Here is a 22,845-nt window from a genome sequence, read left to right as displayed (position 1 = left end):
CTTAATCGCGCCGCAACGAATCCTTGATCGCTATGGGGGACTGGAATCTGAAGATCACCACGTAGGTCGATAATAGGAAGGTAAGAATCGCTGTCGCTTGGATCACATGCGATGCCTCAGTACCAATTAATTGAGAGGCAAACGCAAGATAGGCGATCAGCAGAGAGAATTCACTGGTCTGCCCCAGACGAAAGCCGATCTCCCAGCCGGTCTCTTTGCTTTCGCTGATACCTCTGAGCAAGGTTCTGAAGACGACCGGTTTCACCACCAATACAGCAACCGTCATTGCCAGTGCCGGTAGCAAAATGTCATCCAGCAACGTCAAGTTAAAGCTGGCGCCGACCGAGAAGAAGAAGAGAATCAGGAAGAAGTCACGCAGGGGCTTCAAACTGGTAGCGATGTACTGTGATATTGGACTAGTGGCCAGGGTGACCCCGGCGATAAATGCGCCCATCTCGGCAGAGAGACCGACCAGTTCGGCCGCTTCAGCCATACCCAGACACCAGCCGATCGCGACCAAAAAGATATATTCGTGGAATCTGTCGAAACGCATCAACAGCGGCAAAATCACGTACCGCACCGCCAAGTAAGCGATTAGTACCATCGCGGGCAGCGCGACCATGGACTTTACGAAGCCCATGGCTGGACTCGCGTCGCCGCCAGAATTCAGTAGCAGCAGCACAAGGATTGCGATTACATCCTGCAGCAGCAAGAGTCCCACTACGAGCTCACCGGTATGCTTATGATGTAGCACCGTTGTCGGTAACAGCTTTATGCCTATGATCGTGCTTGAGAACATCATCGCTGCGCCCACAACCAGCGCTTCGGTCTGGGTGAATCCGAAGGCTAAGGTCATTCCGTACCCCAGTGCCAAGAAGATCAGTGAGCTTACTAACGCCACTAAAGTCGCCTTTTTTAGCATGTGAATCAGGTGCGAGGGCTGCATATCCAAGCCCAATAAAAACAGCAGAAAGATAATCCCGATATGCGCAATATCTGAGAGTAATCCGGTATCAGTCACTGCTTCCAAGCCTGAAGGTCCTAAAAGGGCCCCCAAAACGATATAGGCGACGAGTAGAGGTTGGCGGGTATAGAGAGCGATTGAGGCGAGAACAGCTGCACCGCTGAATATTAGAAAGAAGGAGGTAAATAGCGAGTGCTCGGGCATGCCGGAAAGATCCTAGGGTAGAGTCACAATTTTAATAAGAGTGTATCAGAGGATAGTCCATAGGCGAGCGTACAAATAATAACCGATTAATTTACTCAGATATTAATAGACTGTATTCTTGGTCTATACAGAATCATAGCGGAGACTCAGTGAAATGCTGAATATCGAAGTAACCCCAGGTGCCGCGGACTATCTTGCGGAGCTGCTGGAAAAACAGAACGTTGAAGGTATCGCGGTTCGTCTGTTCGTAACCCAGCCTGGTACAACCTATGCAGAAACCTGTCTGGCATATTGCCGTCCAGAAGAGGTGAATGCTGAAGATGAGATTATGGATCTTGAGCAGCTGCGCTTCTACATCGAGCGCAACTCCATCCCGTATCTTGATGAAGCCTTTATTGACTACGCTCAGGATCGCATGGGCGGGCAGCTGACCATCAAAGCACCAAATGCCAAGGTGCCCAAGGTTTCAGCCGATAGCCCAATGGAGGAGCAGATCAACTACATCCTCTACTCTGAGATCAATCCAGGCCTTGCCTCACATGGTGGTGAAGTGAAGCTGATCGAACTGGTAGAAGAGGACGTAGGCATGATTGCTGTTCTCAAGTTTGGTGGTGGCTGCCAGGGTTGCAGCGCAGTCGATATGACGCTCAAAGACGGTGTAGAGAAGACTCTGGTTGAGAAACTTCCAGGCTTAGTCGGTGTGCGTGATGAGACTGATCACAGTCAGCGTGAGAACGCTTACTTCAAGTGATCCTAGCGCCTTTGCACTAGCCATAGATCAAAATGTTAAGGGAGAGTGAAAGACTCTCCCTTGCTTTTTCTGGCGCAGACCCCATAGTGAAAGTAAGGAACATTTGGCGCAGCTGTTTATATCTCTTCCGCGCCGCTACCGGAGGCATCCAAGATGGATCAGAACGCAACAAACTCCCCCGTGCTGGAACTACCTGTATTGCCGCTTCGCGATGTAGTTGTCTACCCGCACATGGTGATACCGCTTTTTGTTGGGCGTCAGAAATCGATTCAGGCGCTCGAAGAGGCGATGCTACGAGATAAGCAGATCCTGCTTGTCGCTCAGCGCAGTGCATCGGAAGACGAGCCACGCATGTCGGATCTGTTTGACTGCGGTACCGTCGCGACTATCTTGCAGATGCTCAAGCTGCCCGACGGCACAGTTAAAGTGCTTGTAGAGGGTGAGTACCGTGCACGTATCGATACACTCTATGAAGAGCAGGAGCACTATGCTGCTAGCCTCCATCAGCTCAATGAAGAGGAGGTAGTGAGTGCCGAAGCCGATATCTATAAACGCACCGTCTTGGATCAGTTTGAGAAGTTCATTCAGGTCAATAAGAAGATCCCGAATGAAGTTCTGACATCGCTCAACAATATCGATGACCCGAGCCGTCTGTCGGACACTATCGCTGCGCATATGTCGCTCAAACTCGAGCAGAAGCAGGAGCTTTTGGAGCTGCTGAACTCTAAAGCGCGTCTGGAAAAGTTGATGTCACTTATGGAGGCGGAGATCGACCTGGTTGAGGTTGAGAAGCGCATTCGTGGCCGCGTTAAGAAGCAGATGGAGAAGAGCCAGCGCGAGTACTACTTGAATGAGCAGATGAAGGCCATTCAGAAAGAGCTGGGCGATCTGGATGAGTCTGGCGGTAGCGACCTGGATGAGCTGCAGCGCAAGATTGAAGGCGCAGGCATGCCGCAAGAGGCGCTCGACAAGACCATGGCTGAGTTCAATAAGCTCAAGATGATGTCTCCGATGAGCGCGGAGGCGACCGTTGTGCGTGGTTACATAGACTGGATGCTGCAGATTCCTTGGTCAAAACGCACCAAGGTACGCTTGGATATGAAACGTGCAACCAAGATTCTGGACGAGGATCACTTCGGTCTGGATGAGGTTAAAGAGCGCATTATTGAGTATTTGGCGGTACAGAAGCGCGTGCGTAAGCTGCGTGGTCCAATTCTCTGTCTGGTTGGACCTCCAGGTGTGGGTAAAACCTCTCTGGGTCGTTCAATAGCCCGTGCTACCAACCGCGAATACATTCGCATGGCGCTGGGAGGCGTACGTGACGAGGCTGAGATACGAGGCCACCGTCGTACTTACATTGGTTCCATGCCAGGTAAGCTGATCCAGAAGCTGTCGAAGGTTGGTGTGAAAAACCCGCTGTTCCTGTTGGATGAAATTGACAAGATGGGTATGGATCACCGCGGTGACCCTGCTTCGGCGCTGCTTGAAGTGCTCGATCCAGAGCAGAACTCAAGCTTCAACGATCACTACCTTGAAGTGGATTACGATTTGTCTGAGGTGCTCTTTGTCTGTACCTCCAACTCGATGAACATACCGGGTCCATTGCTGGACCGTATGGAGCTGATTCGTATTCCTGGGTACACCGAAGACGAGAAACTCAATATTGCCCGTCGTTACCTTCTGCCTAAGCAGATTAAGCAAAATGGTCTGAAAGCTAAGGAGCTGGAGGTTAGCGATGATGCGATCATCGATATCATTCGTTACTACACCCGCGAAGCCGGTGTGCGTGGTCTTGAGCGCGAACTAGCTAAGGTTTGTCGCAAGGTGGTCAAGGAGCTGGCGCTGGGTACAGCTGAGGGTAAATCGCTCTCCGTTACCAAAGAGCAGTTGGAACACTACCTTGGCGTGCAGAAACATAACTTTGGTCGTGCAGAAGAGCAGGATCAGGTTGGTCAGGTGACAGGTCTAGCTTGGACGCAAGTTGGCGGTGACATATTGACGATTGAAGCAGCAATTGTACCGGGTAAAGGTCGCCAGATTCTGACGGGTTCACTCGGTGACGTGATGAAAGAGTCGATTCAGGCGGCTCTGACGGTCGTCCGCAATCGAGCAGAGTCTATGGGTATTCCGACAGACTTTCATGAGAAAAAAGATCTACATATACACGTGCCTGAGGGCGCGACGCCTAAAGATGGCCCTAGTGCGGGTATAGGAATGTGTACTGCTTTAGTCTCCTCTCTAACCGGCATCCCAGTACGTTCGGATGTTGCTATGACCGGTGAGATCACGTTGCGCGGACAGGTGTTGCCGATAGGCGGGCTCAAAGAGAAGCTATTGGCAGCGCACCGCGGTGGTATCAAGACAGTGGTCATACCTGATGAAAATCGCCGCGATTTGAAGGAAATTCCTGACAATATCAAGGCAGATCTCGAAATAAGGCCAGTTAAGTGGATTGATGAGGTTCTTAGCATCGCACTGATGCGCCAGCCAGAACCGCTGACTGAAGAGCAAAAGGAGGCGTTGGCAACCGAGGCGGCCAAGAGTGATGCAAAAGCTGAGGCAGTGAGTCGACATTAAGTAGAAGCCGCGTATTTTCTGGCTTTAAGCTGTTGACGCTCTGCCGAGGGGTTGCTATAAAGTACTCACAACTGCGCTGGCATTTGAACAAACACAACAACATTAAAAGAAAACTCTTTCACAAAGGGGAACAATGTGAACAAGTCTGAACTAATTGATGCAATCGCAGCATCTGCTGATCTTCCAAAAGCTGCTGCTGGTCGTGCACTGGACGCTACTCTCGATGCTGTAACTGCTGCTCTGACAAAGGGCGAGTCTGTTGCACTGGTAGGCTTCGGTACATTTACTACTAAAGAGCGTGCTGCACGCGACGGTCGCAACCCACAGACTGGTGCGACTATCAAGATCGCTGCTGCGACTCTGCCTACTTTCAAGCCAGGCAAAGCGCTGAAAGACGCTGTAAACAAGTAAGACATCTGTTAGCTGGCCGCAGCCGATCAATTACAGAAGGATTTGATTGGTAGCCGGTTCAGCTAACCAAGAAAAAGCGCACCTTCGGATGCGCTTTTTTTAGTTTTAAGGATTGATATAGAGATGTTGCAATCTATGCGCGACAACTCACAAGGAATCATCGCGAAGATCCTTGTGGGTTTGATTATTGTTGTCTTTGCTCTCTGGGGTGTGGATTCCCTCGTTGGTTTGGCGACAGCGAAGCCTGCGCCAGCTAAGGTAAATGGTGCTGAAATTACAGAGCAGGAGCTGTTCCGTGGTGTTGAGTTACAGCGCCGACAGATTTTGAATCAGATGGGTGCGGATGCGGACCCTGCGATGTTGGACGACAACCTACTGCGCAAATCGGTACTCGAGAGCCTTGTAGACCGTACGTTGCAAGAGACAACCGCTGATGACCGTGGTCTATTTGTGTCTGAAGAGATGCTCGATCAGTTGATCGTCAATACGCCAGACTTCCAGGTTGAGGGTCGCTTCGATCGCAACCAGTTTGAAGCTACGCTGCGTAGTGCCGGTTTCACACCGCTGAGCTACCGTGATCTGCTCCGCACAATGACACTCGTCGACCAGCAGCGTCGTGCCTATGCAGATTCCGCCTTTGTTACGCCGGCTGAGCTGGACCGCATGCTGGAACTTAATCGCCAGACACGTGACATTCGCTATGCGCTGATCGCGCCGGATGAAGCGAGTGTTGAGATTAGTGATGCAGAGTTACAAGCCGCTTACGATGAGCGCTCGGCATTGATGCAGACACCAGAACAGCTCGTTATGGATTACGTCCTGCTCGAGCTTGAGCAGTTCTCCTTCCCTGATCAGGTTAGCGAAGCTGAACTCAATACCGCATACGAGAACCTCAAGGCAGATTTCCAGGCTCAAGAGGAGCGCTTCGCCCGTCACATCCTACTCGAGGTTAACGACTCTCAGAGCGCCGAGCAGGCCGTGGCTAAAGCTACGGAGCTGCGTCAGCAGATTGCAGCTGGTGCTGATTTTGCAGAGTTGGCTAAAGTAGAATCTCAGGATATCGGCTCTGCACCTATGGGTGGTGAGCTGGGTTACATGACAAAAGGCTTCTTTGCTGGTGCTTTCGATGATGCGCTGTTCGCGCTGAATGAAGGCGAAGTGTCTGAACCTGTTACCACTGAGTTTGGTGTTCACCTGATTAAACTGGACTCGATTCGCCAGACTGAGGCGCCGAGCTTTGCTGAAGCAGAGTACGACCTGCGTGAACAGATCGCCCAGCAGGAGGCCGAGGCGGCCTATGTGGTTGCGCTAGAGCGTCTGGCTGATTTGGCCTTCTCATCGGGTGACTTGGTGGCAGCTTCCGAAGAGCTCGGACTGAAGATTCTGACCTCAGAGCCTTTTGCTAAGAGTGGCGGTGAGGGGCTGTTTGCCAATCAGCGCGTTATCCGTGCGGCGAACTCAGATACCGTCCTCAAAGAGCAACTCAACTCTGATCTTGTCGAGCTCGATTCCGGCCGCACGATGGTGCTGCACCTCAATGAGGAGATCCCTGCACGTCAGCTGACGTTGGACGATGTTCGCGAAGACCTGATTGCACAGCTCAAGCAGGAGAAGGCAGCAAAAGCCGTTGCTGAGCAAGCGGATGCGCTAGCGAAGCAGCTGAACGCAGGTGAAACGACTGACCTCGTGTTTGAAACTGCTGAGGCGGTGATGCGTGGTGCTGATGCTGGTTTACCACCGCAGTTGGTCTCTCGCGCTTTCGCTCAGGCCAAACCTGGTACCACACCGGTGTTCACCAGCATCAAATTGATTGATGGGAGTGCTGCCGTGCTAACCGTTGACGCGGTGGGTGTTGCCGGTGAGCAGCTCGAAGCTGAGCAGCGTCAGCAGATCGGTCGTATGCTGGCTAATCTGCAAGGAGAGAAGGCGTTCAACGCTTACTTTGAACAGTTGAAGGCGTCAGCAGAGATCGAGATTAACTGATAGATCGGTTCGATCAGAGAACGAAAAAGGCGAGCTCCTCAGCTCGCCTTTTTATTGCTTGCAGCATTTAGACTGGTTTCAGTTAGGCGACCGCCGCTTCCTCGGCTTCGACCACGGGTGCAGGAGTGCGAATCAGGTGATCGAATGCACTCAGTGCAGCAGTGGCACCAGCGCCCATTGAGATGACGATCTGCTTGTAGGGCACGCTGGTAGCATCACCGGCACCGAATACGCCTGGGATGTTAGTCGCACCCTTGGCATCGATCTGAATTTCGCCGTGCGCTGAAAGCTCCAGCTCACCGCCTTTAAGCCACTCGGTGTTCGGGATCAAACCGATCTGCACAAAGATACCTTCAAGCTCAATGCGATGATTTTCTGCGTTTTTGCGATCGGTGTAGTTGATCGCGGTCACACGCTGACCGTCGCCTTCCACTTCGGTAGTTTGAGCCATCTTAATGATGCGGATGTTGCCCATAGAGTTAGCTTTGTCCTGCAGCACCTGATCGGCACGCAGGGTATCGCTGAACTCCAGTACGGTGACTTCCTTAACGATACCGGCCAGATCAATCGCGGCTTCGATACCCGAGTTACCACCACCAATAACAGCAACGCGTTTGCCTTTGAATAGCGGGCCATCACAGTGAGGGCAGTAGGCTACGCCTTTGCCGCGATACTCTAGTTCGCCGGGTACATTCAGTTCGCGCCAGCGCGCACCAGTTGCAAGAATCACAGAGCGCGCTTTAAGCGTTGCACCACTCTCAAGTTCTAGCGCGTGGTAACCATCCGCCGCACCGAGTGCTGCTGCACGCTGATGGGTAATCAGGTCGACATCGTACTCTTTGACGTGCTGTTCCATCGCTGCAACTAGCTTCGGTCCTTCGGTGTAAGGTACAGATATGAGGTTCTCGATGCCCATAGTCTCCTGCACCTGACCACCGAAACGTTCGGAGACCAACGCAGTGCGAATACCCTTACGAGCCGCATAGATCGCCGCTGCAGCGCCCGCAGGGCCACCACCCACAACCATCACTTCGTATGGCTCGCGCTCTGAGAGCTCTGCTGCGGCGCGATCGGCACCGGCGGTGTCCAGCTTCGCCAGAATCTCCTCCAGCTCTGTACGGCCCTGTACGAACAGCTCACCGTTCAAAAATACCGCAGGTACAGCCATCACCTGACGTGAATCGACCTCCTGCTGGAATAGCGCACCGTCAATCATGGTGGCGCTTACGTTTGGATTCAGACGCGCCATCAGGTTAAGCGCCTGTACCAGGTCAGGACAGTTCTGGCACGACAGTGAGATATAAATCTCAAAGTTCATCTTGCTCTGTAGACCTTTAATCTGTTGTTGCACCTGCTCCGAGGCCTTAGACGGATGTCCGCCCGCCTGTAGCAGTGCCAGGATCAGTGAGGTGAACTCATGACCCATAGGTACGCCAGCAAAAACTACGCGCGGGGTTTTGTCGCCCTGTGCAGAGATCGACATGGCTGGCTTACGATTGTTTTCCCAGCTCTCAACGCTGATTAGCGCAGAGCGCTCGGCCAGTGTGTTTGCCAGGTTGCTCAACTCCTGTCCCTTTGCAGACTCATCCGCAGCGAGGTGCAGGGTGATTGGCTGTTTGATGTAGCCAAGGTAAGCATCAAGTTGTTTAAGGATGTTCGCATCTAACATATAGACCTCGATCTATTGCTTAAGTTTTTAAGGGAAGGTGTGGCGAGCAGCGCAGAAGCGCTCAAAAGTGAGGCCGCCGACTGGCGGCCCCGGGTACAGCCGGTTAGCGATCGCTTAGATCTTGCCAACTAGGTCCAGCGAAGGAGCAAGAGTCTCTTCACCCTCTTTCCATTTAGCTGGGCACACTTCGCCTGGGTTAGCAGCAACGTACTGAACTGCTTTAATCTTGCGCAGCAGCTCCTGAGCGTCACGGCCGACACCGCCAGCTGAGATCTCAACGATCTGAATCTGACCTTCTGGGTTGATTACGAAAGTACCGCGATCAGCCAGACCAGCTTCTTCGATCATTACACCGAAGTTGCGAGTGATAGTACCTGTTGGATCGCCGATCATTGGGTACTGGATCTTGTTGATTGTCTCTGAAGAGTCGTGCCACGCTTTGTGAGTGAAGTGCGTGTCAGTAGAAACTGCGTAGATCTCGACGCCGCGAGCTTTGAACTCTTCGTAGTTGTCAGCCAGGTCACCCAGCTCAGTAGGACATACAAAAGTGAAGTCAGCAGGGTAGAAGAAAACTACAGACCACTTACCTTTGAGGTCAGCTTCAGAAACTTCAACGAATTCGCCAGCGTGGAAAGCGGTAGCGTTAAACGGCTTAACTTCAGAATTGATGTAAGACATTCAGTAAAACTCCATCTATAGGTTGGTTGCTTAATCTTTAAGACGGAGCGCATGTTAATGAAATCTATTAAAGAGTCAAAATTAATAGTTTTTAGATAGTCGATAAGAAAATTTTATGAGAATTACGGTAAGTAATAGAATTGATTAAAAAATGAGCGGGTGTTGGTGCGAGAACTTGATCGCTAGCTCTTCGAGGGGGCTCCTCCGTTCAGGCGATCCCGCTGGCCTCGATCAGCGCTTGGGTATATGGACTCTGAGGAGCGTGGAAGAGTCGCTCGGTCTCACCCTCCTCAATTAGCTCACCACCCTGCATCACCATAATGCGATGGCTCAACGCGCGTACCACGGCAAGATCGTGGCTAATGAATAGATAGCTCAGCTGATAGCGTGCCTGCAGGTCACGCAGTAGCTCAACAATCTGCTTCTGCACGCTGCGATCCAGTGCTGAGGTGGGCTCATCGAGAACAATCAGTTTAGGTCTTAAAACCAGCGCGCGCGCTATAGCGATACGCTGGCGCTGTCCGCCGGAGAACTCGTGCGGGTAGCGATCACGAATGTTTGGATTTAGCTGTACGTCATTGAGTGCGTCTATCACTCTGCGCGCGCGCTCAGCACGGTCGGTAACTCCTTGCACCTCCAACCCCTCGGCAACTATCTCCTCAATCGTCATACGCGGACTGAGGCTGCCGTAGGGGTCTTGGAATACGATCTGCATCGACTGACGCAGAGGGCGCAGCTCAACTTGAGTTTTCGCGTCGATGCGGTTGGATTCGAAGCTGATCTCACCTTCGCTACGGATCAATCGCAGAATCGCCATCGCTAGAGTGCTCTTACCGGAACCGGACTCGCCAACAATGCCAAGCGTTTCGCCCTGACGTAGCTGCAGACTAATATAATTAACCGCTTTGACATGATCATAGACGCGCTTAAACAGACCACGTGTGAGCGGAAACCAGACCTTCATCTGGTCAGCATTGAGTAGCACCGGCGCGGTGTCGCTGACGGGCTCTGGCTGCCCGCTGGGCTCTGCATCCAGCAAGCTCTGCGTGTAGGGGTGCTCTGCCTGACTGAAGATCTTGGCAGTCTCTGCCTGTTCGACTAGCACGCCCTGATGCATCACACAGACCCGGTGGGCGTAGCGACGCACGATGTTGAGGTCGTGGGTGATCAACAGAATCGCCATACCTAGTTTCTGCTGTAACTCCTGCAGCAGCTCAAGAATCTGTTGCTGAATGGTGACGTCCAGCGCGGTTGTGGGCTCATCGGCGATTAATAACTAGGGCTCGTTGGCCAGTGCCATCGCGATCATAACTCGCTGGCGTTGCCCGCCAGATAGTTCGTGAGGATAAGAGCTTAAACGCCGCTCAGCCTGAGGGATACCGACGAGGTTGAGTAGCTCCAGAGCGCGTGCGCGGGCTTTATTACCACTGAGTCCCTTGTGCAGCCGCAGCGTCTCACCAATCTGCTTCTCCAGCGTATGCAGAGGGTTGAGCGAGGTCATCGGCTCCTGAAATATATAGCTAATACGGTTGCCACGTAGCTTACGCAGTTGCGGCTCAGTCGCGTGCACCAGTGCTTGCTCGTGATAGCGCACCTCGCCTTCAGGGTACTCGGTGCTTTCGGGGAGTAGTTTTAGCAACGAGAGTGCAGTGACCGATTTGCCCGACCCTGATTCACCAACCAGCGCAAGCGTCTCAGCAGGTTTGATCTCAAAACTAACCCCTTTTACAACCGGTTCAGCTTGTCCGGCAAAGCGGATATGCAGGTTGTCGACCTTTAGCAGAGCATCCTGACTCATATCGATTTCCTCGGGTCAAAGGCGTCACGAACCCCTTCCCCAATAAAGATCAGCAATGTCAGCATCACTGAGAGCGAAAGGAAGGCGCTGATACCCAACCAGGGCGCGTGTAGGTTCTCTTTACCTTGAGCCACAAGTTCACCTAGCGAGGGTGAGCCTGGCGGAAGGCCAAAACCGAGGAAGTCCAGTGCCGTTAGCGTGACCAGCGATCCATTGAATATAAACGGCATAAACGTAAGCGTGGCGACCATCGCGTTAGGCAGTACGTGGCGAAACATGATGACGCGATTGGGCTGACCGAGTGCGCGGGCGGCACGCACATACTCCAGGTTACGGGCTCGCAGAAACTCGGCTCGCACCACGTCAACCAGGTTCATCCAAGAGAACAGAAGCATGATGCCTAACAACCACCAGAAGTTCGGTTCCACTAGGCTGGCGAGGATGATCAGCAGGAAGAGTACCGGCAGTCCCGACCAGATCTCGATAAAGCGCTGCATCAGTAGGTCCAGACGGCCTCCGTAGTAGCCCTGCATGGCCCCGGCGACGATTCCGATCACCGAACTGGCTAGTGTAAGCACCAGCGCGAAGAGCACTGAGATGCGAAAGCCGTAGATCAGCCGCGCGACCACATCGCGCCCCTGATCGTCAGTACCGAGCCAGTTAACAGCGGTAGGCGGGGAGGGTGCTGGCTGGTCGAGATCGAAGTTGATTGTATCGTAAGTAAACCTGATCAGCGGCCATACTATCTGCCCCTGCTGCTCCTCGATAAGCTCGATAACATAGGGGTCGCGATAGTCGACTCGGGCATCGAAATCACCGCCGAAATCGAGCTCAGTGTACTCACTGAAGAGCGGATAGAAGTTGGCTTCAGGCGTTGTAATGACCAGCGGCTTATCATTGGCAAGCAACTCGGCAAAGAGTGACAGTATGAAAAGAGCTCCGAAGATCCACAGTGACCACCAGGCTCGTTTGTTAGAGCGGAAGTTTAGCCAGCGTCTTCGCTGTAATGGTGTTAATTCCATACTCACATATCCCTGCTCTCAAAGTCGATCCGCGGATCGACTAGGGTATAAGTGATATCAGAGACCAGCTTCAGCAGCAGCCCTACCAGCGTAAATATAAAGAGCGTGCCGAAAATCACCGGATAGTCACGGTTGATGACCGCTTCATAACCGAGCAGTCCGAGTCCATCAAGCGAGAAGATAACCTCTATCAGCATCGAGCCGGTGAAGAAGATCCCAATCAAGGCTGCTGGCATGCCGGCAATGATCAGCAGCATCGCATTACGAAAGACGTGGCCGTAAAGCACCTCCTTCATCTTCAACCCTTTGGCACGCGCTGTGAGCACGTACTGCTTGTGTATCTCATCGAGAAAGGCGTTTTTGGTCAGCATCGTCAGAGTCGCGAAGCTCGATATGACAGACGCCAGAATAGGTAGTGCCAGATGCCAAAAATAGTCGCCAATTTTCTCGATCAGGCTCATCTCCTCCCATCCGGGAGAGGTGAGTCCGCGCAATGGGAACCAGTCGAGATAGGTGCCGCCCGCGAATATAACGATCAACAGAATAGCGAAAAGGAAATTGGGTATAGCGTAACCTACGATGATGAATGAGGAGGTCCATACATCGAAGGGCGTGCCATCTTTAACGGCTTTTCTGATACCGAGCGGGATGGAGACTAGATAGGTGATCAATGTCGTCCAGAGCCCTAGAGAGATTGAGACCGGCATCTTCTCAATAATCAGGTCAACAACCGGTTTGTCACTAAAGAAACTGCGGCCAAAATCAAACGTTAAATAGTCGCCAACCATTTTGAAGAAGCGCTCATGTGCGGGCTTATCAAAGCCATAGAGCTTCTCAATCTCGGCAACCAGTTCAGGATCCATCCCCTGGGCTCCGCGATACTTACTATCGCTGCCCGAGGAAGCATCCGCGCTGATGTCCGACTTTTCGCCAGAGCCTATGCGGCTTGTGGCATCGACCGCGATACCCTGCATATGCGCGAGCGCCTGCTCCACTGGCCCGCCCGGGGCCAGTTGGATAATCATAAAGTTCAGCAGCAGTATGCCGAACAGGGTCGGTATGATCAGTAACAGACGCCGAACAATGTAGGCGGCCATCTTGTCTCCTTAGTTGGCCTCTTTAGACCACCAGGTATCCAGGCCCAGCGCATAGGTTGGGCGGGTTGCTGGGAAGCCAAATTTATCCCAGTAGGCGATTCGGTGCGACGCGATATGGAACTGCGGCACAACGAAGTGGTTCCACTGCAGAACACGGTCGAGTGCGCGCGCACGCAGCACCAGTTGTTCGCGATTTGGCGCCTGAATTAACAGCTCTACCAGTCGGTCGATAGCAGGATCCTTGATACCGATAAGGTTGCGGCTACCCGGTTGATCAGCCGCTTCAGATCCCCAGAACTCACGCTGCTCGTTACCCGGTGAGCTCGACTGACCAAAGCTACCGACGATCATATCGAAGTCAGTTTCACGCAGGCGGTTGATGTACTGGGAGACATCAACGATGCGGATACTCACCTCCATTCCGAGCTTTTCAAGATTCTGGATGAACGGCGCTACTACACGCTCAAAATCTTTCTGGACGAGAAGAATTTCAAACTTGAACTCATCACCCTGGCTGTTTTTCAGTGTGCCCGCATCGAGATTCCAGCCCGCTGCGCGCAGTAGCTTCAGAGCTTCACGCAGTTGCGTGCGGTTACGGCCATCACCGTTCGTGGTCGGGGCACGATAGACCTCAGTAAATACCTCATCTGGAATCTGGCCGCGAAGTGGCTCCAAGATCTCTAATTCAGCAGCTGTCGGCAGCTCAGTTGCTGCCATCTCTGAGTTAGAGAAGAAGCTGTGACTGCGGGTGTAGGCATCATAGAAGAGGTTGGCGTTGGTCCACTCAAAGTCGAAGCCGAGTGTAATCGCCTGACGTACACGTTTATCTTCAAATAGATTACGACGGGTATTCATTATAAACGCCTGCATCCCCGCCGGGTTAGCGTCATCTACCAGTTCACGTTTAGCGCGACCATCCTCAAACGCAGGGCCTGTGTAGCCGGTCGCCCAGTTCTTCGATGAGTTCTCTTCACGGAAGTCATACTGCCCCGCTTTGAACGCCTCAAGGGCTACCGTGCTGTCGCGGTAGTAGTCGTAGATCATCTGATCGAAGTTGTAGCGCCCTTTATTGACTGCGAGGTCAGCACCCCAGTAGTCGGCGTTGCGCTGGTACGTGATACTACGTCCGGGATCAATGTCACCTACGAGATAGGGGCCAGATCCAAGAATAGGGTCCAGTGAAGGAGCAGCGAAATCACGCGAAGCCCAATACTCGGCACTCATGATCGGCACTTCGCCAACAATCAACGGCAATTCAAGGTTCTCCTCCTCACCGAAATCGAAGCGCACGGTCAAACCGTCGTTTAGCGAGGAGATGTTGCTGATGTTTTTGTAGTAGGCCTTGTAGAAAGGACTACCCTCTTCGCGCAGTAGGCGGAAGGTCTCGATTACATCATCGGCACGCACTGGCGAGCCGTCACTGAACTGAGCCGCCTCGCGCAGATCAAACTCGACCCATTTGCGGCCTTCCGGCATACGGATGGTCTCGGCGAGAAGTCCGTACTGGGTAAAGGGTTCATCGAGTGAACGGCCCATCAAGCTGTCGAACAGCAGACCGATGCCGCTGGCTGAGGTGCCTTTGACAATAAAGGGGTTGAAGCTATCGAAGGTGCCTATAGCGGCCTGACGGAAACTACCGCCCTTGGGCGCATCGGGGTTGGCATAGGAAAAGTGGGTGAAATCAGCGGGATACTTCAGATCCCCGTGCATCGCCAAGCCGTGTGATTCAGGAGCGGCTGCCTGCACCAAGCTAGAGCTGATTAACACGAGTGACGCGAGACTCTGACGCCAGCAAAACTTCATCTAAGACTCCTTATCTATCGCAACTTATTATTTTATAAGTAAACGTTAAAAATCCGGATCTGTCGACTCTGTCAGCAGTTATTGTTTCAGCTGGTTCGCAAGTTGCTCAAGCTGGAGGTGGCGCTCTGTTCGAGAGACACCCTGATGTTTGAGTTCGTTGTCGAGTTGTGTCAGCTGTTGAAGCTTGGCCGCATCCCCGGACGACAGGGTTTTCAGCAGGTCTCTATCGACCCACTGACGCACTCGTTTGATAAATACGAACTTAAAAAGAAAAGCGAGCAGTACTGAGATCACAATTATTGTGATCGCAAGCCAGTCCATTAGCTCTGCTCAGGTAAAGCGGATACAACCAGCTTTTGGCCCGGCCGCAGGAGGGAGTCAATGCGAAGATCGTTCCACTCCAGCAATTGCGCTACGCTGACCGAGTATTTCGCAGCAATGGCACCCAGGTTATCCCCCGATTGTACCGTGTAAGCCTTAGCCAGAGCATCACTGATGCGTGGCGCATCAATATAGACAACAAGCTGCTGGTTAATTCCGAGAGTCTGTTTGACGCCCATCTCATTCCAACGTGCTATCTGTTTCGGCGTTGTATTGTAGAGCTTAGAGATGCTCCAGAGAGACTCGCCCGATGCGACGGTGTGAATCTGTTTTGCTTTGCCGCTAGGAGCCTTGCGCGCCAGACGCTTTTCAGCTCGTTGATCAGCGCTTAAAGCATAAGCCGATGCGTCAACCAGTGCAGCAGGGATCAGAAGAGACTGGCCTACACGGATCAGGTGACCCTTGATCTTGTTGGTGCTCTGTACCGAGGCGACGCTCGTGTTGAATCGTTGTGCGATACCGCCCAAGGTGTCACCTGGCTTAACTTCGTATAGTGCCCAGCTCATTCGTTCGGAGCCGTCGATCTGTGCCAGACGATCGGCAAAGAGCGGTGCTTTATCTGCAGGTATAAGGAGGTGGTGCGGACCTTCGGGATCGGTTGCCCAACGGCTAAAACCTGGATTGAGTTGGTAGATCTGTTCGATCTCAACGCCAGCAAATTCGGCTGCACGTGCCAGGTCGATCTGACCACCGGTCTCAACAATCTGAAATTGGGGTTCATCTGCCAGTGGTGCGAGGCTTAGACCCTGAGCTTCGGGGTTGCGGAAGATCTCCGAGACGGCCAACAGCTTGGGTACATAGGCGCGTGTCTCTTTTGGCAGGTCGAGACTCCAAAAGTCGGTCGCCTTGCCACGCTTTAGATTCTTTTTAATCGCTTTGCGAACGTTACCCTCGCCAGCATTGTAGGCAGCCAGTGCCAATAACCAGTCGTTATCAAAATAGCCGTGTAGGTACTCAAGGTAATCTAACGCTGCGTCGGTTGATGCGACAACATCCCGGCGACCGTCATACCACCAGTTGCGCTTCAAACCGAAGTGGTCGCCTGTGCTTGGGATGAACTGCCAGAGACCGGCAGCGCGAGCAGGTGACTTGACCATCGGGTCGTAACTGCTCTCGATAACCGGCAGGAGGGCGAGTTCAGCAGGCATGTCCCGCTTAAGAACTTCATGCAGGATGTAGTGGTAGTAACGTGATGCACGAACCACTACTTTGTCGAGATAACGGTCGTGCTTCGCGTACCACTTAATACGTGCTTGAACTTTCTCGTTATCAAGTGAACGTGGCAGTGCCATGTTTTCACGCGTCAGCTGCCATAGATCTTTGTTCTGCTGCTTCTCTTCTAGCGAAAGAAGAACGGATTTAACCTTCTGATCCGGCGCTGTTGCGCTCTGGCGTTTGACGTATCGGACCGGCGCTTCCTGCGAAGAGACCGCAGCATCCTTCTGCGGCGCGACGGTCTGACAGCCGGCTATAAACAGCACTATGAGTGATGCTACTGCTATTTTGGCGTGACGAACCATTAAGTAAAACCTGACAAATGTGACCCGAAAAAGTACGCCAGATTTTACGTGTCAGATCGCTCAACGTCAAATTTGTTAATTTTGCATTAAGGAAAGTTTTCAGGCGCTATTCTTCCATTCGCGCACGGCTGCAAGCACCTCAATTTCATTGTGTAGAGCCTGCCCTGAAAACTGCTCTGCAGCCTCTCGAACACTGGCTTCGCGGGTACGCATATAGGGGTTTATCTTACGTTCTGTGGCGATGCTGCTTGGCAGAGTAGGTTGATTAGCCTGACGCTGTTCGGTGCAGCGCTCCATCTCGGCAAGAATATCGCGGTTCTTTGGTTCAACCTTAATTGCAAAGTGCAGGTTGGTGAGCGAATACTCGTGGGTACAGTAGACCTCAGTCTCGCCCGGCAAGGCGGCGAAGTAGTCCATCGCCTCTTGCATCTGCTTCGGCGTACCCTCAAACAGCCGGCCGCAACCGGCTAAAAAGAGCGTGTCGCCACAGAAGAGCTGAGGCCGTTCATCGGGCTGGAAGTAGGCGATATGATCCAGCGTGTGTGCCGGTACAGCTCGCACTTGAAGGCGATTATCTAACAACTCAATCTCCGCTCCGTCGACCAGCGGCTCCGTGATGCCACTGAACGGCGTATCTGCCGGGCCGTAGACTGGCACTTTGAAATGCGCGGCTAACTTTGCAACGCCTCCAGCGTGATCCCAGTGGTGGTGCGTAATCAAGATAGCTGCGAGCTGGGCATTGGTTTGACGCAGGTAGTGAAACACCGCTTCTGCATCACCCGGATCTACCACGGCGACCTGGTCCTGGGCATGGCCACGCAGCGCCCAGATGTAGTTGTCGTCGAAGGCAGGTATAGGGTGGGCGTGTAGCATAGGTCTCTCCCGTGAGTTGATCTGCACAGAGCTATAATAAATACTTCTGTTCAGTATACGCAAAAGGGGCGCGTTAACGATGGATATTCGCAATCAAATATCCCAGCTGAAGCACTGGTACGATACAGCTTTGGGTCAGCAGATGCTGGAGCAAGAGCGCCAGATGATTGACCGGGCGCTGGCAGAGGTACAGGGCAATCGGCTGTTGCAGGTGAGCTTGGATGGGCGTCGCTGGTTTTGTGAGCATGCCCGGGCTAAGCATGGCGTGCTGTTGGCACCCCAGGTTGAGCTGGGAATGGAGTCCAATACGCTGATAGCGACACCCGAGGAGTTACCGGTGCAGTCTGCAGTGATCGATATTCTGGTGCTGCACCATGCGTTGGAGTTCTCTGATGACCCCCATCAGGTGCTGCGAGAGGCAGCACGCGTGCTGAGGCCCGGCGGAACGCTGATCTTGTTGACGTTCAACCCGAATAGTTTGATGGGGCTACATTCGCTTTTCAAAGGGCGCGAAGTGGCGCCGTTCAGTAGTCAGATGCTGGCTTCGGGCCGCCTGCATGACTGGTTTCGCTTGCTGCAGCTAACTTCCTTGAAAACCCGCTCCAAAGGCTACGACTACCCATTTGAAAAGGAGAAGTGGCGCAGGCGTATGCGTTGGCTCGGATCGCTGGTGCGATTGCTGCCCGGGCATAGTGGGAATTTACTGCTGATGACGGCGCGAAAAGATGTGGCAGGTATGACGCCGCTGCGACCTGAGTGGAACAGACGTCTACTTGGCGGCCTGCAAGTGATAGAATCCAACGCGAGAACTTCCGGAATCAGGCGAAACCAAACTTGACGTCACATTCAGAAAAGGTGGTCACCATCTATACCGATGGTGCCTGCAAAGGAAACCCCGGTCCAGGGGGGTGGGGAGCGCTGCTCAGCTATGGCAGTGCCGCAAAAGAGATCTGGGGGGGAGAGCGCGAGACTACCAATAACCGCATGGAGCTGCTTGCAGCGATCTCTGCGCTGGAGCTGCTCAACCGCCCTTCAACGGTACACCTGTACACAGACTCTCAATATCTGCGCAAAGGCATCACTGAGTGGTTGGCTAACTGGCGTAAAAAGGGTTGGAAGACCGCTTCAGGTAGCCCTGTGAAGAACTCTGACCTGTGGAAGCGCCTTGATGCGGCGCGCGCGGACCATCAAATAGAGTGGCGTTGGGTCAAAGGGCATAGTGGCGATCCCGGTAACGAGAAGGCTGATGAGTTGGCCAATCGCGGAGTTGAAGAGAACCTTAAGAATGCGTAATAGAGGTGCATAGAGCATGGCACGTCAGATTGTAATGGATACAGAGACCACCGGTCTGGAACCTGACGCAGGGCATAACATTATCGAGATCGGTTGTGTCGAGATGGAGGCGCGCAAGCTTACTGGCCGCACCTATCACCAGTATGTAAAACCCGATCACGAGATCGACGCTGAGGCGATGGAAGTTCACGGCATTACCCATGAGTTCCTCGACGACAAACCGAAGTTCAAAGAGGTGATGGCAGATTTCGTCGAGTTCGTTCGAGGGGCTGAGCTGATCATCCACAACGCGGCGTTTGATGTCGGCTTTCTTAATGTTGAGTTGGCCCGTAACGGCGTCAAAGAGCGTATTGAGGATATCTGCACGGTAACCGATAGCCTGCTGCTTGCGCGCAAAAAACATCCGGGACAGAAGAACAGCCTCGATGCACTCTGCCGGCGTTACGATATTGATAACTCGCACCGTGAACTTCACGGCGCACTGTTGGACTCAGAGATCCTTGCGGATGTCTATCTGGCGATTACCGGAGGGCAGACATCCCTGATGCTCTCCTCGGGTGAGCAAGAGGATGCTGATGGCGGTGAGGCGATTCGCCGAGTTGCCGCTGAACTGGCGCAAGGCCTACCTGTTGTAATGGCCGACGATGAGGAGTTGAGCGCTCACGAGCAATTTCTCGACCTGTTGGATAAAAAAAGTGAGGGTGCTGTCTGGCGCCAAACACCGGAATCGGTCCACTGACTCAGAAGCGACCAGTGCCTGTTGATAGCAAAAACTAGTCGGGTTGCTATCAACCGGCAATCAGCGACCTTAAGTGCGACAGTAGGTGACGGATGGCGTTGCCCCGCGTCTGGCTTAGCTGAGATGCAAAACCTAGTTCAATCAAACGGTCTTCAACCTGTTCGACATTGATCTGCTCAACCTGTTTTCCGTTAACTTCATGGGCGATCAGGTAGAGCAGCCCCTGCATCAACCTTGATTGTGCATCGGTCTGCAGGTGGATTTTTTCGCTGGTATCTCTCTCTATTCGCATCCAAGTGCGGGTGGCGCAGCCGAAAACTTCCCACTCAGGTGCTCTCAGGTCTGTCGCCACCGGCGGTAGCCCTGCAGCAAGGCGCATCAGTGAACTAAAGCGACTCGGCCAATCTGCTGCTTCGTAGACTTGTGTAACTAGGGTCTCGAGATCATCCTGACTGCTGCGGTACGGCTGTAGAAGTAGCTCTTTCACCGCGCTAACAAGGCTATCGACCTCCTGTTCAGTGTTGTAGAACGCGAACGAGATACGCAGACTCGCATCGATATTCAGTGCTTGTAATAGCGGCTGTGCGCAGTGGTGGCCCGCTCTAACAGCGGCACCACGGCTGTCCAAATAGGCAGCAACATCAGCCACCTGGAACTGCTCGAACGTGCAGCTAAGCAGCGCGACGCGTTGGCTACCAGCAGGCAGCAGGTGTAGGCCGGGCAACTCTTGAAGTGCTGCCTCTGCCCGGCGTATGAGTCGCTGCTCATGGGCTTCGAGCGCTGTGCGATCACGCTGCTGTAGGTACTGCAGTGCTGCATCTAGTGCAATAGCACCACTGATATTGGGGGTCCCGGCTTCGAACCGCAGAGGCGGGGCGGCATACACCGCTTCGGCAAAGCTGACGTGCTCAATCATCTCACCGCCTGTCTGCCAGGGCGGCATAGCTTCAAGCAGTTCGTAGCGACCGAAGAGCACGCCGATGCCGGTGGGGCCAAAGGTTTTGTGGCCAGAGAAGGTGTAGAAGTCTGCATTCATCGCTTTGACGTCTACATCAAAATGCGCAACGGCCTGAGCACCGTCGACCAGCACGTAAGCACCAGCCTCTTTGGCTTGAGTCACCATCTCTGCAATAGGGTAGATGGTTCCCAGTGCGTTTGAGACATGCGTCAATGCCACCATTTTAGGCCGCTGCTTCAGTTGTTCGGTGTACTGGTGCAGGTCAAGATCGCCGGTCTCTGTCAGCCCAACTACATCGAGCTGGGCGCCCTTAGTTTTTGCGATCTGCTGCCAGGGTAGAATGTTTGCGTGGTGGTTGGAGACAAGCAGCAGGATGCGGTCACCAGCGCATAGTTTGGGTGCAAGAAACGTTTGGGCGACCAGATTAATCGCTTCCGTGGTACCGCGGGTCCAGACGATTTCGCGCGCCTCGACATTCAACCAACCGGCCACACGCCTGCGCGCTGCTTCATAAGCCTGAGTCGCCTCTGCCGCGAGATAGTGAGCGGCGCGATGTACATTGGCGTTGTGCTTACGGTAGTAGTTTGTCAGCGCATCGATAACAACGCGCGGCTTTTGAGTGGTCGCCGCGTTATCGAAGTAGGCCAGATGTTCTCGCCCCACACGGGTGGAGAGTATTGGGAACTCGGTGCGCAGGCGTTTGAGCTCCTGCTCGGTCATTGACTCGCGATCTCAGCTTGGGCTCGATTCCACTGGCTCTGCCAGCGAGCGAAGAGCATTGCACCGTTAAACAAAGTCACTAGCAGCAGCACCTCGATCCAACCATAAAGGGCCAGATGTGGCTGAGTTGCCGTGATCACGGCACCCAGGAAGTAGATTAGCAGTACAAAGCACAGCCAGGCGTGAGGGCGAGGCTTGCCAGACAAAACCGAAGGCGTGAATCCGATCAACGGTAGCAGATAGACCAGCCAGATCACCCAAAAATTACCGGTACTTGCAGGTGCCAGCCACAAAAAACGAGCGGTGTAGAAGATTAGCAGTAGCACAAAACTGATGCGGGTGATCTGCCCCGAGATACGGGCTTTAGCTTCGAGTGTCACTCTGACTCCTTAGTCGGCAGCCAACTGCTGCGCTAGTTTACCGAGGCGCTTACCCTGTAGGCGCGCCAACTGGCGTTCATCTTGATTGATGGGGTTTTCACCATTGTCACCGGCCACATGTCCCGCGCCATAAGGTGATCCACCGCCGCTGCCGCTATGCAGTGGCTCAGCACTGAATGGAATGCCGTGAATTAACATGCCGTGGTGAATCAACGGCAGCATCATACTGAGTAGTGTGCTCTCCTGGCCACCATGCAGCGTGCTGCTAGAGGTGAAGACCGTTGCCGGCTTATCGATGAGTGCGCCGCTGATCCACAGGTTTGAGGTCTTTTCTAGGAACAGGTGCATCGCACTGGTCATATGACCAAAGCGAGTGGGGCTACCGAGAGCGAGGCCGGCGCAGCCTTTCAGATCGTCCAACGTGCAATAGAGGGTGCCGTCCTCGGCTTGCTCACCAGTATCGCCGGGATTGTGCGGCAAGGTGCGCAGGCGCGCCTCCATACCGGACTCCTCAACACCGCGAGCAATGTGCGCTGCCAGTTTGGCGGTATCGCCGTGGCGGCTAGTGTAGAGCACCAGTACGTAGTCGGACATTAGAGAATCTCCAACACCTGCTCGGGTGGGCGCCCGATACGGGCGCCTTTGTCACTGATCACAACAGGACGCTCCATAAGTTTCGGCGTTGCGACCATTGCTGCGATTAACTCATCGGCACCGGCACTATTGAGATCAAGACCTGTGGCTTTGAATTCATCTTCCTTACTGCGTACCAGGGCTTTAGCCTCGACGCCCAGCAACTCAACCAGGTTGCTAAGTTCAGCAGCGCTTAGCGGCTCTTTGAGGTACTCGCGCACGTCAGGCTCTATGCCTTGGTCCTGCATGAGAGCGAGCGTTTGACGGGATTTAGAACAGCGAGGATTGTGCAAGATCGTGATAGACATAAGTTTCTCGATAGCTTTGTGACATTGCCAAGAGCGCTCTATTGTATAAGTAGTGAGTTGGATGAACCAGTTGGAGTTTAAAT

22 protein-coding genes are annotated in these 22,845 nt (G+C 53.3%); 7 read left to right on the top strand and 15 right to left on the bottom strand.

Features of this window, described 5'->3' with window-relative positions:
- Position 1: 1 nt before the first annotated feature.
- Positions 2 to 1,168 (bottom strand): cation:proton antiporter domain-containing protein, encoded by a 1,167-nt coding sequence (locus AC1WNR_RS10725; protein WP_481644485.1) that lies wholly within the window; start codon positions 1,166 to 1,168, stop codon positions 2 to 4.
- A 157-nt stretch (positions 1,169 to 1,325) separates the two neighbouring features.
- Between AC1WNR_RS10725 and nfuA the strand changes: the two genes are divergently transcribed.
- The 4 genes from nfuA to AC1WNR_RS10705 all read left to right on the top strand — a co-directional run bounded on the left by nfuA (position 1,326) and on the right by AC1WNR_RS10705 (position 6,890).
- On the top strand, positions 1,326 to 1,919 hold the full coding sequence (nfuA, locus tag AC1WNR_RS10720; protein ID WP_481645389.1) for a Fe-S biogenesis protein NfuA: 594 nt from the start codon (positions 1,326 to 1,328) through the stop codon (positions 1,917 to 1,919).
- Between the two features lie 153 nt (positions 1,920 to 2,072).
- Positions 2,073 to 4,496, top strand: a complete 2,424-nt coding sequence (gene lon, locus AC1WNR_RS10715; protein ID WP_481644484.1) for an endopeptidase La — start codon at positions 2,073 to 2,075, stop codon at positions 4,494 to 4,496.
- Positions 4,497 to 4,631: 135 nt separating this feature from the next.
- Complete coding sequence (locus tag AC1WNR_RS10710; RefSeq protein ID WP_481644483.1) at positions 4,632 to 4,907, top strand: HU family DNA-binding protein; 276 nt, start codon at positions 4,632 to 4,634, stop codon at positions 4,905 to 4,907.
- Between the two features lie 123 nt (positions 4,908 to 5,030).
- Complete coding sequence (locus AC1WNR_RS10705) at positions 5,031 to 6,890, top strand: SurA N-terminal domain-containing protein (protein WP_481644482.1); 1,860 nt, start codon at positions 5,031 to 5,033, stop codon at positions 6,888 to 6,890.
- A gap of 82 nt (positions 6,891 to 6,972) precedes the next feature.
- Here AC1WNR_RS10705 and ahpF read toward each other — a convergent pair whose 3' ends face one another.
- From ahpF to gloB, 10 genes are all read right to left on the bottom strand, one after another.
- Complete coding sequence (gene ahpF / locus AC1WNR_RS10700) at positions 6,973 to 8,559, bottom strand: alkyl hydroperoxide reductase subunit F (protein ID WP_481644481.1); 1,587 nt, start codon at positions 8,557 to 8,559, stop codon at positions 6,973 to 6,975.
- A gap of 114 nt (positions 8,560 to 8,673) precedes the next feature.
- Entirely contained in the window at positions 8,674 to 9,237 is a 564-nt protein-coding gene (ahpC, locus tag AC1WNR_RS10695) for an alkyl hydroperoxide reductase subunit C (protein ID WP_481644480.1), read from the bottom strand.
- A 208-nt stretch (positions 9,238 to 9,445) separates the two neighbouring features.
- A complete protein-coding gene (locus AC1WNR_RS10690) occupies positions 9,446 to 10,420 on the bottom strand; it encodes an ATP-binding cassette domain-containing protein (protein WP_481644479.1) in 975 nt (324 codons plus the stop codon).
- Positions 10,421 to 10,513: 93 nt separating this feature from the next.
- On the bottom strand, positions 10,514 to 11,035 hold the full coding sequence (locus AC1WNR_RS10685) for an ATP-binding cassette domain-containing protein (protein ID WP_481644478.1): 522 nt from the start codon (positions 11,033 to 11,035) through the stop codon (positions 10,514 to 10,516).
- Positions 11,032 to 12,057: an ABC transporter permease gene (locus AC1WNR_RS10680; protein ID WP_481644477.1), complete on the bottom strand. Its 1,026-nt coding sequence runs from the start codon at positions 12,055 to 12,057 to the stop codon at positions 11,032 to 11,034. The genes AC1WNR_RS10685 and AC1WNR_RS10680 overlap by 4 nt, the downstream gene beginning before the upstream one ends.
- 2 nt (positions 12,058 to 12,059) lie before the next feature.
- Positions 12,060 to 13,154: a microcin C ABC transporter permease YejB gene (locus tag AC1WNR_RS10675; RefSeq protein WP_481644476.1), complete on the bottom strand. Its 1,095-nt coding sequence runs from the start codon at positions 13,152 to 13,154 to the stop codon at positions 12,060 to 12,062.
- A 9-nt stretch (positions 13,155 to 13,163) separates the two neighbouring features.
- Complete coding sequence (locus AC1WNR_RS10670; protein WP_481644475.1) at positions 13,164 to 14,957, bottom strand: extracellular solute-binding protein; 1,794 nt, start codon at positions 14,955 to 14,957, stop codon at positions 13,164 to 13,166.
- Between the two features lie 78 nt (positions 14,958 to 15,035).
- Positions 15,036 to 15,278 (bottom strand): hypothetical protein, encoded by a 243-nt coding sequence (locus AC1WNR_RS10665; protein ID WP_481644474.1) that lies wholly within the window; start codon positions 15,276 to 15,278, stop codon positions 15,036 to 15,038.
- A complete protein-coding gene (locus AC1WNR_RS10660; RefSeq protein WP_481644473.1) occupies positions 15,278 to 16,858 on the bottom strand; it encodes a lytic transglycosylase in 1,581 nt (526 codons plus the stop codon). The genes AC1WNR_RS10665 and AC1WNR_RS10660 overlap by 1 nt, the downstream gene beginning before the upstream one ends.
- Positions 16,859 to 16,957: 99 nt before the next feature.
- Complete coding sequence (gene gloB, locus AC1WNR_RS10655) at positions 16,958 to 17,731, bottom strand: hydroxyacylglutathione hydrolase (RefSeq protein ID WP_481644472.1); 774 nt, start codon at positions 17,729 to 17,731, stop codon at positions 16,958 to 16,960.
- Positions 17,732 to 17,810: 79 nt separating this feature from the next.
- Here gloB and AC1WNR_RS10650 point away from each other — a divergent pair, with 79 nt between their 5' ends.
- Genes AC1WNR_RS10650 through dnaQ form a run of 3 tightly spaced genes read left to right on the top strand, consistent with a single transcriptional unit; the run spans position 17,811 to position 19,763 of the window.
- Positions 17,811 to 18,569, top strand: coding sequence for a class I SAM-dependent methyltransferase (locus AC1WNR_RS10650; protein WP_481644471.1), 759 nt, complete (start codon positions 17,811 to 17,813; stop codon positions 18,567 to 18,569).
- Positions 18,566 to 19,024 carry a ribonuclease HI gene (gene rnhA / locus AC1WNR_RS10645; protein ID WP_481644470.1) on the top strand — a complete coding sequence of 153 codons (459 nt, stop codon included), beginning with the start codon at positions 18,566 to 18,568 and terminating at the stop codon, positions 19,022 to 19,024. Before AC1WNR_RS10650 ends, rnhA begins: the two co-directional genes overlap by 4 nt.
- A 16-nt stretch (positions 19,025 to 19,040) precedes the next feature.
- Positions 19,041 to 19,763 carry a DNA polymerase III subunit epsilon gene (gene dnaQ, locus AC1WNR_RS10640; protein WP_481644469.1) on the top strand — a complete coding sequence of 241 codons (723 nt, stop codon included), beginning with the start codon at positions 19,041 to 19,043 and terminating at the stop codon, positions 19,761 to 19,763.
- Positions 19,764 to 19,812: 49 nt separating this feature from the next.
- Here dnaQ and AC1WNR_RS10635 read toward each other — a convergent pair whose 3' ends face one another.
- From AC1WNR_RS10635 to arsC, 4 genes are read right to left on the bottom strand one after another with little or no spacing between them, the layout of a single operon-like run.
- Positions 19,813 to 21,441, bottom strand: coding sequence for a SufS family cysteine desulfurase (locus tag AC1WNR_RS10635; protein ID WP_481644468.1), 1,629 nt, complete (start codon positions 21,439 to 21,441; stop codon positions 19,813 to 19,815).
- Positions 21,438 to 21,821 carry a DUF2069 domain-containing protein gene (locus AC1WNR_RS10630; RefSeq protein ID WP_481644467.1) on the bottom strand — a complete coding sequence of 128 codons (384 nt, stop codon included), beginning with the start codon at positions 21,819 to 21,821 and terminating at the stop codon, positions 21,438 to 21,440. The genes AC1WNR_RS10635 and AC1WNR_RS10630 overlap by 4 nt, the downstream gene beginning before the upstream one ends.
- 9 nt (positions 21,822 to 21,830) lie before the next feature.
- The gene (wrbA, locus tag AC1WNR_RS10625) at positions 21,831 to 22,415 is read right to left on the bottom strand and encodes an NAD(P)H:quinone oxidoreductase (RefSeq protein WP_481644466.1); all 585 of its coding nucleotides are present in this window, start codon (positions 22,413 to 22,415) and stop codon (positions 21,831 to 21,833) included.
- On the bottom strand, positions 22,415 to 22,762 hold the full coding sequence (gene arsC, locus AC1WNR_RS10620) for an arsenate reductase (glutaredoxin) (RefSeq protein WP_481644465.1): 348 nt from the start codon (positions 22,760 to 22,762) through the stop codon (positions 22,415 to 22,417). Before arsC ends, wrbA begins: the two co-directional genes overlap by 1 nt.
- Between the last annotated feature and the right edge of the window lie 83 nt (positions 22,763 to 22,845).

The sequence above is a fragment of the Marinobacterium marisflavi genome, from assembly GCF_982447095.1.
This window is presented reverse-complemented; position numbering and strand designations above follow the sequence as displayed.

Excerpts from the sequence above, each read along its gene's own strand:
- AC1WNR_RS10725 (WP_481644485.1), bottom strand. The coding sequence starts at position 1,168 with ATGCCCGAGCACTCGCTATTTACCTCCTTCTTTCTAATATTCAGCGGT.
- lon (WP_481644484.1), top strand. The coding sequence starts at position 2,073 with ATGGATCAGAACGCAACAAACTCCCCCGTGCTGGAACTACCTGTATTG.
- AC1WNR_RS10705 (WP_481644482.1), top strand. The coding sequence starts at position 5,031 with ATGTTGCAATCTATGCGCGACAACTCACAAGGAATCATCGCGAAGATC.
- ahpF (WP_481644481.1), bottom strand. The coding sequence starts at position 8,559 with ATGTTAGATGCGAACATCCTTAAACAACTTGATGCTTACCTTGGCTAC.
- ahpC (WP_481644480.1), bottom strand. The coding sequence starts at position 9,237 with ATGTCTTACATCAATTCTGAAGTTAAGCCGTTTAACGCTACCGCTTTC.
- AC1WNR_RS10690 (WP_481644479.1), bottom strand. The coding sequence starts at position 10,420 with ATGGCGATTCTGTTGATCACCCACGACCTCAACATCGTGCGTCGCTAC.
- AC1WNR_RS10685 (WP_481644478.1), bottom strand. The coding sequence starts at position 11,035 with ATGAGTCAGGATGCTCTGCTAAAGGTCGACAACCTGCATATCCGCTTT.
- AC1WNR_RS10680 (WP_481644477.1), bottom strand. The coding sequence starts at position 12,057 with ATGGAATTAACACCATTACAGCGAAGACGCTGGCTAAACTTCCGCTCT.
- AC1WNR_RS10675 (WP_481644476.1), bottom strand. The coding sequence starts at position 13,154 with ATGGCCGCCTACATTGTTCGGCGTCTGTTACTGATCATACCGACCCTG.
- AC1WNR_RS10670 (WP_481644475.1), bottom strand. The coding sequence starts at position 14,957 with ATGAAGTTTTGCTGGCGTCAGAGTCTCGCGTCACTCGTGTTAATCAGC.
- AC1WNR_RS10665 (WP_481644474.1), bottom strand. The coding sequence starts at position 15,278 with ATGGACTGGCTTGCGATCACAATAATTGTGATCTCAGTACTGCTCGCT.
- AC1WNR_RS10660 (WP_481644473.1), bottom strand. The coding sequence starts at position 16,858 with ATGGTTCGTCACGCCAAAATAGCAGTAGCATCACTCATAGTGCTGTTT.
- gloB (WP_481644472.1), bottom strand. The coding sequence starts at position 17,731 with ATGCTACACGCCCACCCTATACCTGCCTTCGACGACAACTACATCTGG.
- AC1WNR_RS10650 (WP_481644471.1), top strand. The coding sequence starts at position 17,811 with ATGGATATTCGCAATCAAATATCCCAGCTGAAGCACTGGTACGATACA.
- dnaQ (WP_481644469.1), top strand. The coding sequence starts at position 19,041 with ATGGCACGTCAGATTGTAATGGATACAGAGACCACCGGTCTGGAACCT.
- AC1WNR_RS10635 (WP_481644468.1), bottom strand. The coding sequence starts at position 21,441 with ATGACCGAGCAGGAGCTCAAACGCCTGCGCACCGAGTTCCCAATACTC.
- wrbA (WP_481644466.1), bottom strand. The coding sequence starts at position 22,415 with ATGTCCGACTACGTACTGGTGCTCTACACTAGCCGCCACGGCGATACC.
- arsC (WP_481644465.1), bottom strand. The coding sequence starts at position 22,762 with ATGTCTATCACGATCTTGCACAATCCTCGCTGTTCTAAATCCCGTCAA.